Origin of the sequence: Mycobacterium sp. (genome assembly GCF_965229105.1) — a bacterium.
Lineage (GTDB): Bacteria > Actinomycetota > Actinomycetes > Mycobacteriales > Mycobacteriaceae > Mycobacterium.
In genome coordinates, this window is the sequence record NZ_OZ245858.1 from 1428121 (window position 1) to 1443528 (window position 15408).

Sequence of the window (15408 nt, forward strand, 5' to 3'; positions counted from 1 at the left end):
GGAGGCCCAGTGGCCAACGCACGGGACGCCCGCACCTGGGCGCAGAGCAGTCTGCGCGGTATCGGAGACTCGCTCTACACGCCGTTCAGCGGTCCCGACGGCGAGGATATCGATTGGGCGGCCTACCGAACTCTGGTGCGCCACTGCGTATCTGACCTTGGTCATCCAATGCTGTGGTGCACCAGCGGGGTAGCCGAGTTCTGGTCGTTGACTCTCCCCGAGCGAAAGCGCTTGCTAGAGATAGCGATCGAAGAAGGACGCGCAATCAATCCAGATCTCGTTGTGCAGGCCTGTACCGCCGCCATGTCGCCCAAGGACTGCGTCGAGCTGACCCTGCACGCGCAGGCGGTAGGCGCCGATATCGCCTATCTCCAGACCCCGATGATGGAGGCGCACGGTGGGGAGGGGGTTCTTCGCTTCTTCCACTACGTGGCCGATCGCACCGATATCGCGCTGGGCATGTTCAACTCGCCTTCGTCGGGCTATGTGCTCACCGCAGCCGAGAGCGCACGCATCTTCGCCGAAATTCCGGCGGTGTGTGCCACCAAGGAGGGCGCCTTCCGCCCGCAGAACAGTCGCAGGCTCCACGAGCTGGCGCCGGACCTGGTGATCTGGGAATGCGACCTCACGGTGTATCGGGCCGGTTGGCTGCGCGCCGGCATCGTCTGCCCTGCCCAGTTGGGCACGGTCGGATATCTGCACGAGACGCCACAGCGCCGGATACTGGCTCCATACTGGGACCTCGTATACAACGACAAGCTCTCGGAGGCAATCGATTACGCCCGCGAGTCGGGGATGGACCAATTCGACCTGGACATGGGCTCGGTGTTCGTCTGCTACCCCGGCCGGGCCGACTACTTCACCCATTGGGGCGGCGCCTTCAAGCATGCCGCCGCACTACTGGGACTGCCCATCGGCGACTATCCACATTCGCGGGCGCCGCAGGCGGAGTTACCGGCACGTGCCAAGGATCAGATCGAGGCCGCTTACCGGCGCCTCGGACTGCTCGAAAACCCTTAGCGGGCTGGCGTTTCCCGATGGTTGGGCGGGGCGCGGACGGTGGTTGCGGAACCCACTACCGATAGGTATACAGTATGAGCCAGTGTTAGCGCCGTTTCCGCAGGCAAAATATCGGGAGGATCGACTCGATGAGCGTTGCCGATGACAGTGCAGTGCTCTATGAGGTACGCGCTTCCGGCGTGGCCATTCTGACCTTCAACCGGCCGGAACGGATGAACGCCTGGGGTGGGGCGCTGGCATCGGGTTTCTATGCCGGCATCGATGCCGCCGAGTCGGATCCGGCGGTGCGGGTCATCGTCATCACCGGCAGCGGCCGGGCCTTCTGCGCCGGTGCAGACATGGGCGGACTGAGCACGATCTCGGCCGTCACCGTTGAGTCGGCCAATCAGACCGATGTCAGCGCACTCGTCGCCGAGAAGCACCCCTACTTTCTGACGCAGCTGAGCAAGCCCGTCATCGCGGCCATCAACGGTTCGGTCGCCGGTATGGGGTTGTCGCAGGCGCTGATGGCCGATATCCGCTTCGCCGCCGCCGGGGCGAAGTTCACCACGTCGTTCGCACGGCGCGGGCTGATCGCCGAGTACGGCATCAGCTGGATCCTGCCGCGGCTGGTGGGCTGGGGTGCCGCCACCGAACTGTTGCTGAGCGGACGGACATTCTTCGCAGAAGAGGCCGCCGAGCTCGGGTTGGTCAAGGAAGTCGTGCCGGGCGAGGAACTGATGAGCCGGGTCCTGGCCTACGCCGACGAGATGGCAGCGAACTGCGCACCCAGCTCGCTGGCGGTGATGAAGCAGCAGCTGTACGCCGACGCAGGCATGCAGATCGTCGAGACCAGCAACAAGGCCGAGAAGTTGATGCACGATTCGATGCAGCGGCCCGATTTCATCGAAGGCATCACCGCCTTTTTCGAGAAGCGCACCCCGAATTTCCCGCCCTTGAGCGTGTGACGTTGGACCCGAGAGGACACCAGAAAATGACGCTGGATTATCGCGCAATCGACTGCGACAACCACTATTACGAGCCGACCGATTCGTTCACTCGGCATCTACCCAAAGAGTTCAAACGTCGCGGCGTACAGATGTACCAGGACGGCAAGCGCACCTGGGCGGTGATGGGCGGCAAGGTCAACACGTTCATCCCGAACCCCACGTTCGACCCGATCATCGAACCGGGTTGTCTCGACCTGTTGTTCCGTGGGCAGATCCCCGAGGGTGTCGACCCGGCATCGTTGATGAAGGTCGACCGGATCTCGGAACATCCTGAGTATCGGGACCGCGAGGCGCGGGTGAAGATCCTGGACAAGCAGAACCTGGAGACGGTGTTCATGCTGCCGACCTTCGCCTGCGGCGTCGAGGAAGCGCTCAAAGGCGATGTCGAAGCAACGATGGTGTCGCTGCACGCCTTCAACCTGTGGCTCGACGAGGACTGGGGCTTCGACCGGCCCGACCACCGGTTCATCTCGGCGCCGATGATCTCGCTGGCCGATCCCGACAAAGCGGTCGAAGAAGTCGAGTTCGTGCTCAACCGTGGCGCGAAGATGGTCCTGGTGCGGCCGGCGCCGGTGCCCGGTGTGGTCAAGCCGCGGTCGCTGGGCGACCCGCTGCACGACCCGGTCTGGGCGCGACTAGCCGAAGCCGGTGTGCCGGTGGGCTTCCACCTTTCCGACAGCGGTTACATGGCGGTTCCGGCACTGTGGGGTGGCAAGGACACCTTCGAGGGGTTCGGCAAACGGGATCCGTTGGACATGGTGATCATGGACGACCGGGCGATCCACGACACGATGGCCTCGCTGATTGTGCACCAGGTCTTCACCCGCCACCCGAAGTTGAAGGTCGCCAGCATCGAAAACGGTTCGTACTTCGTCTACCGGCTGATCAAGCGGCTGCAGAAGGCGGCGAACAGCAACACGAAGCATTTCAAAGAGGATCCGGTGGAGCAGCTGCGTAACCACGTCTGGATCGCGCCGTACTACGAGGACGACGTGCAGATCCTGGCGGACACCATCGGGGTGGACAAGATCATGTTCGGCTCGGACTGGCCGCATGGCGAGGGGCTTGCCGATCCGATGACGTTCACCGCCGACATTCCGCAGTTCCCCCAGTTCTGTGCCGAGGACACCCGAAAGGTCATGCGGGATAACGCATTGACCCTGCTCGGCGCCGACATCACCGCCAACGCGTAAGCGCGCGCACGTGAGCGAATGGACTCTCGGCGCGGTGCTCGATGCGGTCGCCGAGGCAGTGCCGGACCGGGTGATGACGATCTGTGGCGACAGGCGCAGCACCTTCGCCGAATCAGCGGAGCGAACCCGCAGACTGGCGAATTATCTTGCCGCGCAGGGCTTTGGTGCACATACCGAGCGCGGTGACCTGGGCAACTGGGAGTGCGGCCAGGATCGGGTCGCCCTGATCATGCACAACGACCTGTACCCGGACATGGTCATCGCATGTCTGAAGGCGCGCGCCATCCCGGTCAATGTCAACCACTACTACACGCCGCGTGAAGTCGCCGACCTGCTGGCCTACGTCAAACCCCGCGGCGTCATCTACCACCGGTCGCTGGGGGCGAAATTCGCCGACGTGCTGCCCTGTGACGGCGCCGACCTGCTGATCTCGATCGACGACGGCAGCGACTATCCCGAGTTGCCAACTGCCGTCACCCTCGATGATGCACTGGCGCGGGGTGATTCGGACCATGGCAATACGCCGTCGCCGGATGACCTGCTGATGATCTGTACTGGCGGGACCACCGGACGTCCGAAAGGCGTGCTCTGGCGCCAGAGCGACATGTACGTGTCATCGATGAACGGCGACGATCACGCGGCGGTCGACGAGATCCACCAGAAGGTGCGCAACGGTGGTGCCCCATGGTTCGCGGTGTCCCCGTTGATGCATGCGGCCGGCATGTGGACGGCGTTCTCGGCGGTCCTGTCCGGGATCACTGTGGTGCTGTCCGACACCCAGCGCAAGTTCGATCCGGCGGTTGTGCTTGAGACTGCCGAGCGCGAGAAGGTCGGGCTGATGACGATGGTCGGAGACGCCTATGCCGCCCCGATCGTCGAGGAACTCGGTCGCCGCAGCTACGACCTGCAGTCGCTGTTCGCCATCGGGACCGGCGGTGCGGCCACCAACCTCAAACACCAACAGGCGCTTCTGGAATACCTGCCGCAGATCACGCTGATCAACGGCTACGGATCCTCGGAGACCGGCAATATGGGCTTCGGGCACAGCCAACGCGGCACGCATGCCGACACGTTCGCGTTCCGGGCCGGTGGACTGGTGCTGTCCGAGGACTACGCCAGATTCCTCGACGCCGGTGATCCCGATATCGGCTGGGTGGCGCGGACCGGCCGGATTCCGTTGGGCTACTTCGATGATCCTGCAGCCACCGCCACGACATTCCCCACCGTCGAGGGACAGCGGCTGGTCATCTCAGGGGACCGGGCATCCGTCGAGGCGGACGGGACGCTGAGACTGTTCGGTCGGGACTCACTGGTGGTGAACACCGGCGGAGAGAAGGTGTTCGTCGAGGAGATCGAAGAGGTGCTGCGGGCGCATCCCGATGTCGCCGATGCCTTGGTGGTCGGCAGGGACAGCGAACGATGGGGCCAGGAAGTGGTGGCGCTGGTGGCATTGCACGACGGCGCCCGCGTCGAGCATGAGGTGTTGTACGCGCACTGCACAGCAGAGCTGGCGCGGTTCAAGGCGCCAAAGGCATTCATCATCGTGGGTCAGATTCGCAGGCTCGGCAACGGTAAGGCCGACTATCGCTGGGCTAAAACCATTGCGACACAGTCGGCAATAGCGGGATAGGGACGATTGCGATGACGAAAACCGCTCAGCGAACCATCGACTGTCTGGTAAATGTGCACTTCGGTGAGACCGAACATCAGCCGCAGTTCATGACGAAGGTGCGTGACGATTACTTCAAGGGTCCCACGTCGATGTTCGACCCGGTGGACCTCACCGAACTGCTCGACGAGATGGATACTCACGGCGTCACCAAGGCGATTCTGATGGATAACATCGCCAAACCGTCGGTGACCGCGCGAAAGTTCGTCGAGGCCCGTCCGGATCGCTTTGCGCTGGCGATGGGCGGGTTGAATCTGCTGCGCCCGGTCAGTTCGCTGCGTGAGCTGACCGCGGTGGTGGCCGACCTGCCCGTCGCGTATACCGTTGTTGGACCCAGCTTCTGGGGTGATGGGCAGTACCCGCCCAGTGATGCCGTGTACTACCCGCTGTACGCCAAGTGCGCGGAAATCGACCTGCCGTTATGTGTGAACACCGGTATGCCAGGCCCGCCGATCCCCGGTGAAGTGCAGAACCCGATTCACCTCGACCGGGTCTGCGTGCGCTTCCCGGAACTGCGGTTGTGCATGATTCACGGGGCCGACCCATGGTGGGATATTGCGATCCGGATGCTGATCAAGTACGAGAACCTGCGGCTGATGACATCGGCATGGTCACCGAAACGCCTGCCCGAGAGTCTCCTGCACTACATGCGCACTCGTGGACCGAAGAAGGTCATCTTCGCTTCCGACTGGCCGGTACTGCGCCAGAGCCGGGTCATTCCGGAGGCCAAGGGGCTTGACCTACCGCCTGAGGTGCTGGACAACTACCTGTACAACAACGCCGACGAATTCTTCTTCGCAGGAGCGCAGAGCTGATGGATCGCTACGAGTTACGACGGCTGGACTACAGCCTGACCGAAGACCACAAAGACCTGGCGACAGCGTATCGGCAGCTGCTGAGCAGCCACTGTTCCATCGAAGTGGTCTGGGCCGCACAGGAATCGGGCTTCGACAAAAGCCTGTGGGAGCGGCTGTGCGCCATGGGGGCCTCGTCGATGGCGATCGGCGAGGCTGCCGGCGGTGACGGCGCCACCCTGGTGGACCTGACGCTGGTGGCCGAGGAACTGGGCCGGGTACTGGCACCGGTGCCGTGGATCGACCATGTCTGCGCGGCGCGGCTGTTGGAGCGGCTGGGGAACGTTGACGGTCGCCCCGGACAGGTAGACGACGAAGTCGTGACCGGCGCCCGGATCGTGAGTCTCGACCCGCAGCTGCAGCCGCGACCTGGCGCCCGGCTGATCCCGGCAGGTTCGGTTGCCGACGTGATCATCGTCAGGGACGGCGATTCAGTGGTCCAGTTGGGCTTCGCATCCCGACCCGACCGGGTGAACAATCTGGGCCAGATGCCGATGGCGTGGGTGGATCCCGCTGCCGCGGACAGCACGACGGTGCTCGGCTCGGGTGCCGATGCGGTCGCGGCCTACGAGACAGCGCTCGACGAGTGGCGGGTGCTGACCGCGGCGGCCCTCACCGGCCTGGTGGAACAGACGATGACCATCGCAACGGATTTCGCCAAATCGCGCTACACCCTTGGGGTGCCGATCGGAACGCTGCAGGCGATTTCGCATCCGCTGGCCAATATCGCCATCGTCGTGCAGGGCGGGCGCAACCTGTCCCGTCGCGCAGCGTGGTTCTTGGACAACGAACCCGCCGAACGACCTGAGCTGGCCGGATGCGCCTTCGTCTACATGGCCGAAGAAGCGGCGAAGGCGGCGACCATGGCGGTCCACATCCAGGGCGGCCTCGGTGTCTCCGTGGAGGCAGCGGCATCGGCATATCTGGTGCGCGCGCGAGGCTGGGCCCTGGCCGGCGGCGATCCTGGGGCCAGCGCTCGCAGGGTTGGCGAGATCATCGCGGCTCGCGAATCAATTCAGGAGGTCTGACAATGGATTTCAGCCGGGTAGAACTCGACGACGACGACCAGGCCTTCCTCGACGAGGTCAGGACTTTCCTGGCAGCGCACGTGACCGAGGAGGTCCGTCGCCGCGACCGTGAGACCGGTGACAACTTCGACGAAGCTGTCCACCTGGCGCTCGGTGCCGCTGGCTATCTCGAAGCCGAGTGGAAGCCAGTCGAGGAGGGCGGGTTCAGCCGGATTCGTCGCCGCATCTGGGAGCTGGAGAAACGACGGGCGCATGTGCCGTGGGTGACGTGGGGTACCACCGCCATGGTGGCCCGCTCGGTGGCCGCATTCGGCAAACCAGAGTTGGTCGCGGAGGTGATGCCAGGAGTTTTCAGCGGAGAAGTCCGAATGTGCCTGGGCTACACCGAGCCTGAAGGTGGTTCCGACATCGCCACCTGCAAGACCAGGGCGGTCCGCGACGGCGACAGCTGGATCATCAACGGCTCCAAGATGTTCACCACCGGAGCCCATAACTGCCAGTACACCTTCCTGATCACCAACACCGACCCGCAGGCCCAGAAACATAAGAGCCTGACCATGTTCCTGCTGCCGCTCGACCTGCCCGGTATCGAGATCCAGGGCATCCGGACCGTCGACGGTGACCGGACCAATATCGTCTATTACAGCGATGTCCGGGTCTCCGACAAGTATGTGCTCGGTGAGGTCAACGGAGGCTGGACGGTACTGCGCGGACCATTGGACGCCGAACACGGTGCGGTCGCCTCGGCCGACGACGGACTTGCCGATGTGTCGATCATGGCGCATCAGGGTGGATTCATGGCGGCGGCAGTCGATGCCGTCGCCGCCAACGTCGCGCAGGCAGGACCAGGCGGTGACCGGCCGATCGATGACGGTTCCGTCGCCTACCGGCTCGGCCGCAGTGCCGCCCGGCTGGAGGCGTCGCTGTCGGCGTCCAGCATTTTCGGCAGAGTGGCGTTGGCGCAGACCATGCGGGATATCGGCTCGGACCTGATGGATATCGCCGGGCCGGCTGCGTTGTTGCCCATCGAGACCGAGGGTGCCGCCGATAATGGTGCCGCGGAATACCTTTACCGGTTTGCCCCGCTCGCCGGGATCTACGGCGGAACGCTGGAAGTGTTCCGCAACATGATCGCCCAGCACGTCCTCGGCCTCGGTAAGCCGAACTATTCACCACCGTTCACCAAGGTGTCTTAGATGCTGCGTGTCGTGCAATGGACGACGGGCAATGTCGGCAAACAGTCGGTGCAGTGCATCGTCGCGCACCCGGATTTCGACCTCGTTGGTTGCTTCGCCTGGGCGCCGGACAAAGTCGGTCGTGATGCCGGCGAGCTTAGCGGTCTTGGCCCGACCGGTGTCCTGGCCACCGCCGATATCGACGCTCTACTGGCCCTGAAACCGGATTGCGTTGTGTACAACCCGATGTGGATCAACGTCGACGAGCTGGCGCATATCCTGGAATCGGGTGTCAACGTAGTGACCACAGCCGCGTTCATCACCGGACATTCGCTGGGGGAGGAGCGCAGGCAGCGCATTGTGCAGGCATGCCACCGCGGTGGCTCGTCGATCTTCGGCTCGGGGATCAACCCGGGGTTGGTTGACCTGCTGGCGATCGTCGCCGCCGGGGGCTGCGACCGCGTGGACAAGGTCACCGTCATCGAAGAGGCGGATATCAGCGGCTACGACTCACCCGCCACTGAAATCCCGGTCGGGTTCTCCTATCCGATCGACACTCCCGGGTTGTTGGCGATGACGACCAAGGCCACCGATGTCTTCATCGATGCCGTGCATCTGCTCGGCGATGTGCTCGGCATCGAGTTCGACGAGGTCGTCTGCGAAGCCGATTACGCGCAGACCACCGCAGATGTCGATCTCGGATCCTGGACCATCAACGCGGGATGTGTTGCGGGCATCGCCTTTAGCTGGCACGGAAAAGTGGACGGCCGCAGCGTCGTTGAGCTGCGCTTCGTTTGGCGTAAGGGGCAGACCCTTGACCCGGACTGGCCGATCTATACCGGTCACCGGATCAAGGTCGACGGCTGCCCCAATATCAACGTCAAACTCGATATCTCACCGCCGCCTGATTTCAAGGGCACTACTGTCAACGATTTCATGCGGTTGCCGATGATTCTGACCGCGATGCCCGCGGTCAACGCCATCCCCAAAGTGGTAGCCGCCGAGCCGGGAATCATCACTTACGCCGATATCCTCCCGCTACCAAGGGGTTTGGTCTCGCTCTAAACCTGAGCAAAGGCCGGTGGTTTGACCGCTGCCGGGTCGGGATTGGCGATGGGCAGACCCATGAAACGCCTGGCGTTATCGCCCATAAAATCGTAGGTCCGCCGCACGTCCATACCCTCGGCGTACTTCCAGAAACCTTTGGGCTCAGCGAGTCCCTCGGGATGGGGGTAGTCCGAACCGAACATCACCTTGTCCCAGCCGACGGTGTTGACGACATCAGAGACACAACCCTCCCAGAACGGGCTCACCCAGATATTGCGCCGGAAGACGTCGTGCGGATGTTCTGGGAAGTTCTGCGGCATCTTCTTGTACAGATCTTCGAAATCTGCGAACAGCGGGAAAATCCAGCCGCTGCCGTTCTCCACACTGGCGATCCGCAGCTTGGGGAAACGGGTCAATGTGCCGTGGCAGATCAGGCTGGTGATCATATCGGCGATCTCGCGGTGGCCCAGCGCCATCCAGCGAAAAGCACTCTGCTTCATGAAGTTCTGCGTGTGCGGCGGTTCCCACCTGCCGATGTAGTCGTCCAGTGGCGGGTAGCTCGCATGTAGCACGATCGGCAGGCCGGCGGACTCGACATCGCGCCAGAATGGATCGAATTCCGGGAGCGCGGGGGAACGCCAGCCGTGCAGGCCGTTGACCGGACCGGGTTTGATCAGTGCCACCTTGGCACCGTTGGCGAGCAGGTATTCGAGTTCACGCTGGGCGGCGTCGACCTCCGAGAGATTGATGATCGGTGTGGTGAACACTCGCTCGTCGTAGTTGAACGTCCAGTGCTCCGCCATCCACTGGTTCAGCGCATGAATGATCGCCAGCGTCAGCTGAGGGTCATCGGCCGAGGCGTGCTCGATCAGGCTGGCCAGCGTCGGGTAATTCAGCGCCTCCACCACACCCTGGCGGTCGAGTTCTCTGACCCGCTCCTGCGGGGTCCGGGTCGCGGCAGGCGCTTCGATGGCGGCGCCCTGCATCTCACGCAGGGTCTGCCCGTCGGTGTTCTCACCGGCGAAGAACTTCTCGTGCGCACCCGGTGCGGCGACCCGCTCGAAGGTGGGGTTCGGGATGAAATCGGACACCCGGTTGTTGATCACGATCCGGGTCTGGCGACCGAAGGTGCCGTATTGCACCGCGTATCGGTACTTTTCGGGCAGGTACTTGGTCAACGCCTCTGCGGTTTCGTACATGTGCTGGTCGGCATCGAAGATCGGCGCGTCCCGGAATGGTGCGGCGGGTTCGGTCATAGCGGCTTCCTTTTCTCGGGCGAGCAGACGGATAAGTCCATCCGGCGTCAGCGTGTTGAGGGACTTATGCGTCTGCTCGGCAAAAAACTCAGGTGGTTAAAATGGTGGCGGCGGCGGTACCGGGTGCGCCGTAGAGCTGGGCGAACCCGACCTTCGGCGACCCGGGAACCTGCCGGTCCCCGGCCTCGCCGCGGAGTTGACGGACCAGCTCGTGGATCTGGCGCAGACCCGACGCGCCGATGGGCTCACCGTTGGCGATCAGGCCACCGTCGGTATTGATGGGCATCGTGCCACCGATCTCGGTGGCACCGTCGGCGATCAGCTTCTCCTGCTCGCCGTCGGCGCAGAAACCACACTCGGCCATGTGGATGATCTCGGCGCCTGCGTCGGTGTCCTGCAGTTGGATGACGTCGACGTCGTCGGGGGAGACTCCGGCCCGCTCGAAGGCGGCGCGAGCGGCATAGACGGTGGGTGCGACATCGGAGTCGACGGGGGCGAAGGTGGTGTTCACTTCGTAGGCTCCGTAGCTGCGGGTGCGCACCTCGACAGCATTGAGGTAGACCGGTTTCGTGGTGTAGCGATGCGCGATATCCGCGCGGCACATCACCACCGCGGCTGCCCCCTCGTCAGGCGCGCAGAACATGTACTGGGTGAGCGGATAGTTCAGCATCGGGGCATTGAGGATCTGCTCCTCAGGAATGGGCTTGCGGCGGAACGCATTCGGATTCAGTGCACCATTGCGGAGGTTCTTGTTGACCACCTTGGCCAAGGTCGCGTGCGAGATACCGTGGTCATGGGTGTAGCTGTTGGCTTTCATGCCAAAGAACTTGGTGGTCAGGTACTGTCCGTTCTCGGCATACCACCGTGGCATGCCGACCAGCGCGGGATCCTCGGTGAACGCCCCTTTGGGATGCTTGTCCAAGCCGACGGCGATACCGATGTCGTAGTCGCCGAGTCGGATACCGTCCGCGCACGCCTTGGCTGCGCTGGCGGCGGTGGCACAGGCGTTGAACACGTTGGTGAACGGAATTCCAGACAGCCCGACCATGCCCACGATCGCGTCGGGGTTGGCGACCGTCCAGCTGCCACCCGTGGCGGCCTGGACGTCCTTCCACTGGACCCCCGCGTCGGCGACCGCGGCGAAGATCGCGTCAACGCCCATCTCCATCGCGGATTTTCCCTCGAATCGACCGAACGGGTGAAGGCCCACGCCGATGATGGCCACGTCGTGCATGTGCATAACCTCAATACTCGATGTGAAGTGCAACCGTAATACTTACAGTATCGTATCTAGTGGGACTGGATTCCCCTACCCGGAAGGCACTCAATGGTGGCTCCTGTTGTCGAGCACAAACCGACGTTCTGCCGGATCTGTGAACCGCTGTGCGGCATGATCGCCACCGTCGAGGACGGCCGCCTGACATCGCTGCGCCCCGATAAGGACCATCCGTTGTCCTCGGGATTCGCCTGCCAGAAGGGCATCGCTTTCGCTGAGGTCGTCAATGACCCCGATCGGGTCACCGTGCCGCTTCGACGCGGGGCCAATGGTTTCGAACCGGTCAGTTGGGACGAGGCGATGTCCGATATCGCGGCCCGGTTGACCCGGTTGTACCGCAGGCATGGATCGGGCGCATTCGCTTGGTACATGGGCAATCCGGCGGCGTTCAGTTACACCCACCTGTTCGGGGTGATGGCCTTCATCAAGGGGATCGGCCGGCGCAGCCACTACCTCACGTCCTCGACCCAGGACACGAGTAGCAGGCTGATCGCCAGCCAGTTCCTTTACGGGGCGCCGCTGGCTGTGCCGATCCCCGACCTGATGCGGACCGATCTACTCGTCATGCTGGGTGCCAATCCCATTGTCTCCCATGGCAGTTTCCTGACCGCCCCGCGGATCAAGGACCGCATGCACGATATCGTCAAGCGTGGCGGCCGAGTGGTGGTCGTCGATCCGCGAAGGACCGAAACGGCCGCCCAGTTCGAATGGCTCGGTATCGTGCCGGATGGCGACGCATATCTGCTGTTGTCGTTGCTGCAGGTGATGTTCGCCGAGGGGCTGGCCGCCCGCGATCTGGCGGCATCCCAGGCCGACGGGCTGGACTGGCTGGAGCAGCAGTGCGCGCGGTTCACCCCGGAAGAGACCGAATCCTTCACCGGTATCCCGGCAGCCGAGGTGCGCACGCTGGCAAGGGATCTGGCCAACACACCCCGCGCGGCGGTCTATGGGCGTTTCGGCGTCAGCGTCGGTCGCAACAGCACCCTGACGTCGTACCTGATCGATGCGGTGAACCTGGTGGCAGGCACGTTGGATCAACCGGGCGGCAGTGTCTTCAGCGTCCTCGGCATTCCCGGTCAGCGTCTTGGGATGGTGATGATGGGTGCGGTCCTGCGGTTCAACTACCGCCACAAACGAACCAGGGTGGGCAATTTCAACGCCGTGATCGGTGCCGAGCCCGCAGCGCTGATGGCCAAAGAGATCACGACTCCCGGTGCGGGCCAGATCAGGGCGATGTTCGTCAGCGCCGGAAATCCGGTGCTGTCTGTCCCCAACGGTGATGAGTTGGAAGGGGCGTTGGATTCACTTGACCTGATGGTCGGATTGGATTTCTACGTCAATGAGACCACCGCGCACTGTGACTACGTGCTGCCAGTCACCACGATGTACGAGCGTGACGATTTCGCCGTGACGTTCCAGACCTTCCAGGCCACCCCGTTCCGGCAGGCGACCGCGGCCGTGGCCGAGCCGCCGGGACAGGCTCGCTCGGAGTGGGAGATCATCGATGAGCTGATGCGCCGGATGGCCAGCTGCACTCCAGCGTTCGCCGGTCTTGGCCTCGTTCGCAAACTACTGGGCGTTTTCGGCGTTGAGTTTCATCCGCGGCCGGTGATCGACATGATGATCCGGCTCGCCGAGGGTGGCGACCGCTTCGGTTTGCGCCGTGGCGGCCTCACCTTTCGTCGACTCACCGAGGAGCGGCCGCACGGGGTAGTGATCGCTCCCCATCTCAAGACCGGTGTGCTGAAAAAGGTTGTGGTCTACCGGGGCGGGCGGGCCCGATTGGTTCACGACGGTATCGCCGCCGAGGTCGCCGCCTTGTCACGGCGAGCCGCCCCGGCCGACTATCCGCTCCGGCTGATCGGCATGCGTGAGGTGCGCTCGGAGAACTCGTGGATGCACAACTCGCCACTGTTGATGCGCGGCAACAGAATTAGTCGAGCTCTGATGCATCGTGACGATGCGGCTGACCTGCAGATCGCTGATGGTGACACCGTCGCGGTCGGGTCTGCCCACGGTCGGATCACCCTCCCGGTCGCGTTGACCTCCGATATCGTCCGGGGAACGGTGGCGATTCCGCACGGCTGGGGGCATAAGGGCACCGGCGGCTGGAGCGTCGCCAACAGCGCGGGCGGCACCAACGTCAACCACTTGATGTCCACTGATCCAGCCGATGTGGAGGCGTTGGCCGGGATGTCGATGCTGACCGGTATTCCGGTCAGGGTGGAGCGTGTCTGACCGCTGTTGGCCTAGGATACTGTAAACGTTACAGTTGATCGTTCCACGTGGGTTCGAGCGGCGCCGAAGTGCAGGAGGTGGCAGGTGATGGAACCACCGGGCCTGATGGCGGATCAGTCGACCCCGAGCGTGGAGATCGGCAGGCGCGCCGCGGGACGTGCCGAAATCCGGATGCTCATTGATGGTCAGCTCACCGAGTCCGCCTCCGGAGAGCGTTTTGACAATGTCAGCCCAGCCACCGGTCTGGTGCTGGGGCAGACGACATCGGGCGGCCCCGAAGATATGGACAGGGCGATCGCCGCCGCGCGTCGCGCCTTCGACAACACCGACTGGTCGACCAACAAAACCCTGCGCAAGCGTTGCCTCGAGCAATTACAGGTGGCCATCGAGGCGGAACAAGAAGACCTGCGCGAGGAACTGATCGCCGAAGCCGGCTGTCCGGTGATGACCACTCAGACCGCTCAGCTGGACTGGCCACTGGCCGAGTCGCTGCGCTACCCGGCACGCCTGATCGACGAGTTCGATTGGGAGCGAACGCTCCACGGCGGCGGCCTGTTCGGTGACCGCAATGTGCGCACCGTGGTCAAGGAAGCCGTCGGTGTCGTCGGCGCCATCACCCCGTCCAACTTCCCGATCGAGGTCATCCTCAACAAGCTCGGCCCGGCCCTGGCGACCGGAAACACCGTAGTGCTCAAGCCCGACCCGAATACACCGTGGAATGCCACTCGCCTGGGCAGGTTGATCGCCGAACACACCGATATTCCGGCCGGTGTGATCAACGTCGTCCCCACGTCGTCGAACGCGGTCGCGGCGCGACTGGGCGAGGATCCCCGTGTCGACATGATCTCGTTCACCGGATCGACAGCGGTGGGCCGGGGTCTGATGCGCCAGGGTGCGGACACGATGCGGCGCACCTTCCTCGAACTGGGCGGCAAGTCCGCCCTGATCGTCCTCGACGACGCTAACCCCGCTGCCCTGGTACCCAGCGCGGTCGGTGTCTGCATCCATGCCGGACAGGCCTGCGCGTCGACCACCCGGATGTTGGTACATCGATCGCTCTACGACGACGCGGTGGCCAGCGTGACTGCCGTATTCGACAATGTCCCGGTCGGCGACCCGGCACATGCCGACACCCTGGTCGGGCCGGTGATCAGCGCGGCGGCCAAACAGAAGATCCTCGCTGCCTGCGCGCAGGCGCGGGAGTCCGGTGCGGAAATCACCACCGGCGGTGGGGCTTACGAGAGTCTGCCAGAGCATCTGCGTGGTGGCCATTACGTCGCGCCGACGGTGATCGTCGGTGTCGCAAACAGCGCGCCCATCGCCCGGGACGAGATCTTCGGACCGGTGCTGGTGATCATTGCTTTCGACGACGATGACGAAGCCGTGCGGCTGGCCAACGACAGTACTTTCGGGCTGGCCGGTGCGGTGATGTCGCGGTCCACCGAGCGCGGCATGAGCGTTGCGCGTCGGATCCGAACCGGTGCGATCGGTGTCAACGGCGGGATGTATTACGGCGCCGACGCTCCGTTCGGTGGCTACAAGAGCAGCGGGATCGGCAGGCAGTGCGGTATCGAAGGTTTCGAGCAGTACCTCGAGACGAAAACCATCGGTGTGCGGATGCCCCGCCTGAAATGACATGACGCAAACAGCGAAAAGGGATGGA

12 protein-coding genes are annotated in these 15408 nt (G+C 63.6%); 10 read left to right on the forward strand and 2 right to left on the reverse strand.

Features of this window, described 5'->3' with window-relative positions; genetic code table 11:
- The first annotated feature begins 9 nt into the window (after positions 1–9).
- From ADBZ9O_RS06900 to ADBZ9O_RS06935, 8 genes are all read left to right on the forward strand, one after another.
- Entirely contained in the window at positions 10–1020 is a 1011-nt protein-coding gene (locus ADBZ9O_RS06900; protein ID WP_526529647.1) for a dihydrodipicolinate synthase family protein, read from the forward strand.
- A 128-nt stretch (positions 1021–1148) separates the two neighbouring features.
- On the forward strand, positions 1149–1967 hold the full coding sequence (locus ADBZ9O_RS06905; protein ID WP_526529649.1) for an enoyl-CoA hydratase: 819 nt from the start codon (positions 1149–1151) through the stop codon (positions 1965–1967).
- Between the two features lie 26 nt (positions 1968–1993).
- Positions 1994–3202 carry an amidohydrolase family protein gene (locus ADBZ9O_RS06910; protein WP_526529651.1) on the forward strand — a complete coding sequence of 403 codons (1209 nt, stop codon included), beginning with the start codon at positions 1994–1996 and terminating at the stop codon, positions 3200–3202.
- 10 nt (positions 3203–3212) lie between these two features.
- On the forward strand, positions 3213–4832 hold the full coding sequence (locus tag ADBZ9O_RS06915) for an AMP-binding protein (RefSeq protein ID WP_526529653.1): 1620 nt from the start codon (positions 3213–3215) through the stop codon (positions 4830–4832).
- An 11-nt stretch (positions 4833–4843) separates the two neighbouring features.
- Complete coding sequence (locus tag ADBZ9O_RS06920; RefSeq protein WP_526529655.1) at positions 4844–5686, forward strand: amidohydrolase family protein; 843 nt, start codon at positions 4844–4846, stop codon at positions 5684–5686.
- A complete protein-coding gene (locus ADBZ9O_RS06925; protein WP_526529657.1) occupies positions 5686–6753 on the forward strand; it encodes an acyl-CoA dehydrogenase family protein in 1068 nt (355 codons plus the stop codon). Before ADBZ9O_RS06920 ends, ADBZ9O_RS06925 begins: the two co-directional genes overlap by 1 nt.
- A gap of 2 nt (positions 6754–6755) precedes the next feature.
- Entirely contained in the window at positions 6756–7949 is a 1194-nt protein-coding gene (locus ADBZ9O_RS06930) for an acyl-CoA dehydrogenase family protein (RefSeq protein ID WP_526529659.1), read from the forward strand.
- Positions 7950–8993, forward strand: coding sequence for an NAD(P)H-dependent amine dehydrogenase family protein (locus ADBZ9O_RS06935; protein ID WP_526529661.1), 1044 nt, complete (start codon positions 7950–7952; stop codon positions 8991–8993).
- Here the strand turns inward: ADBZ9O_RS06935 and ADBZ9O_RS06940 are convergent.
- Both ADBZ9O_RS06940 and ADBZ9O_RS06945 read right to left on the reverse strand, forming a co-directional pair.
- Positions 8990–10231 (reverse strand): amidohydrolase family protein, encoded by a 1242-nt coding sequence (locus ADBZ9O_RS06940; protein WP_526529663.1) that lies wholly within the window; start codon positions 10229–10231, stop codon positions 8990–8992. The genes ADBZ9O_RS06935 and ADBZ9O_RS06940 overlap by 4 nt on opposite strands.
- Positions 10232–10319: 88 nt before the next feature.
- A complete protein-coding gene (locus ADBZ9O_RS06945) occupies positions 10320–11465 on the reverse strand; it encodes a thiolase family protein (RefSeq protein ID WP_526529665.1) in 1146 nt (381 codons plus the stop codon).
- A gap of 93 nt (positions 11466–11558) precedes the next feature.
- On the opposite strand from ADBZ9O_RS06945, the gene ADBZ9O_RS06950 reads away from it, so the two are divergent.
- Entirely contained in the window at positions 11559–13745 is a 2187-nt protein-coding gene (locus tag ADBZ9O_RS06950) for a molybdopterin-containing oxidoreductase family protein (RefSeq protein WP_526529667.1), read from the forward strand.
- A gap of 87 nt (positions 13746–13832) precedes the next feature.
- Complete coding sequence (locus tag ADBZ9O_RS06955; protein WP_526529669.1) at positions 13833–15380, forward strand: aldehyde dehydrogenase family protein; 1548 nt, start codon at positions 13833–13835, stop codon at positions 15378–15380.
- The last annotated feature ends 28 nt before the right edge of the window (positions 15381–15408 follow it).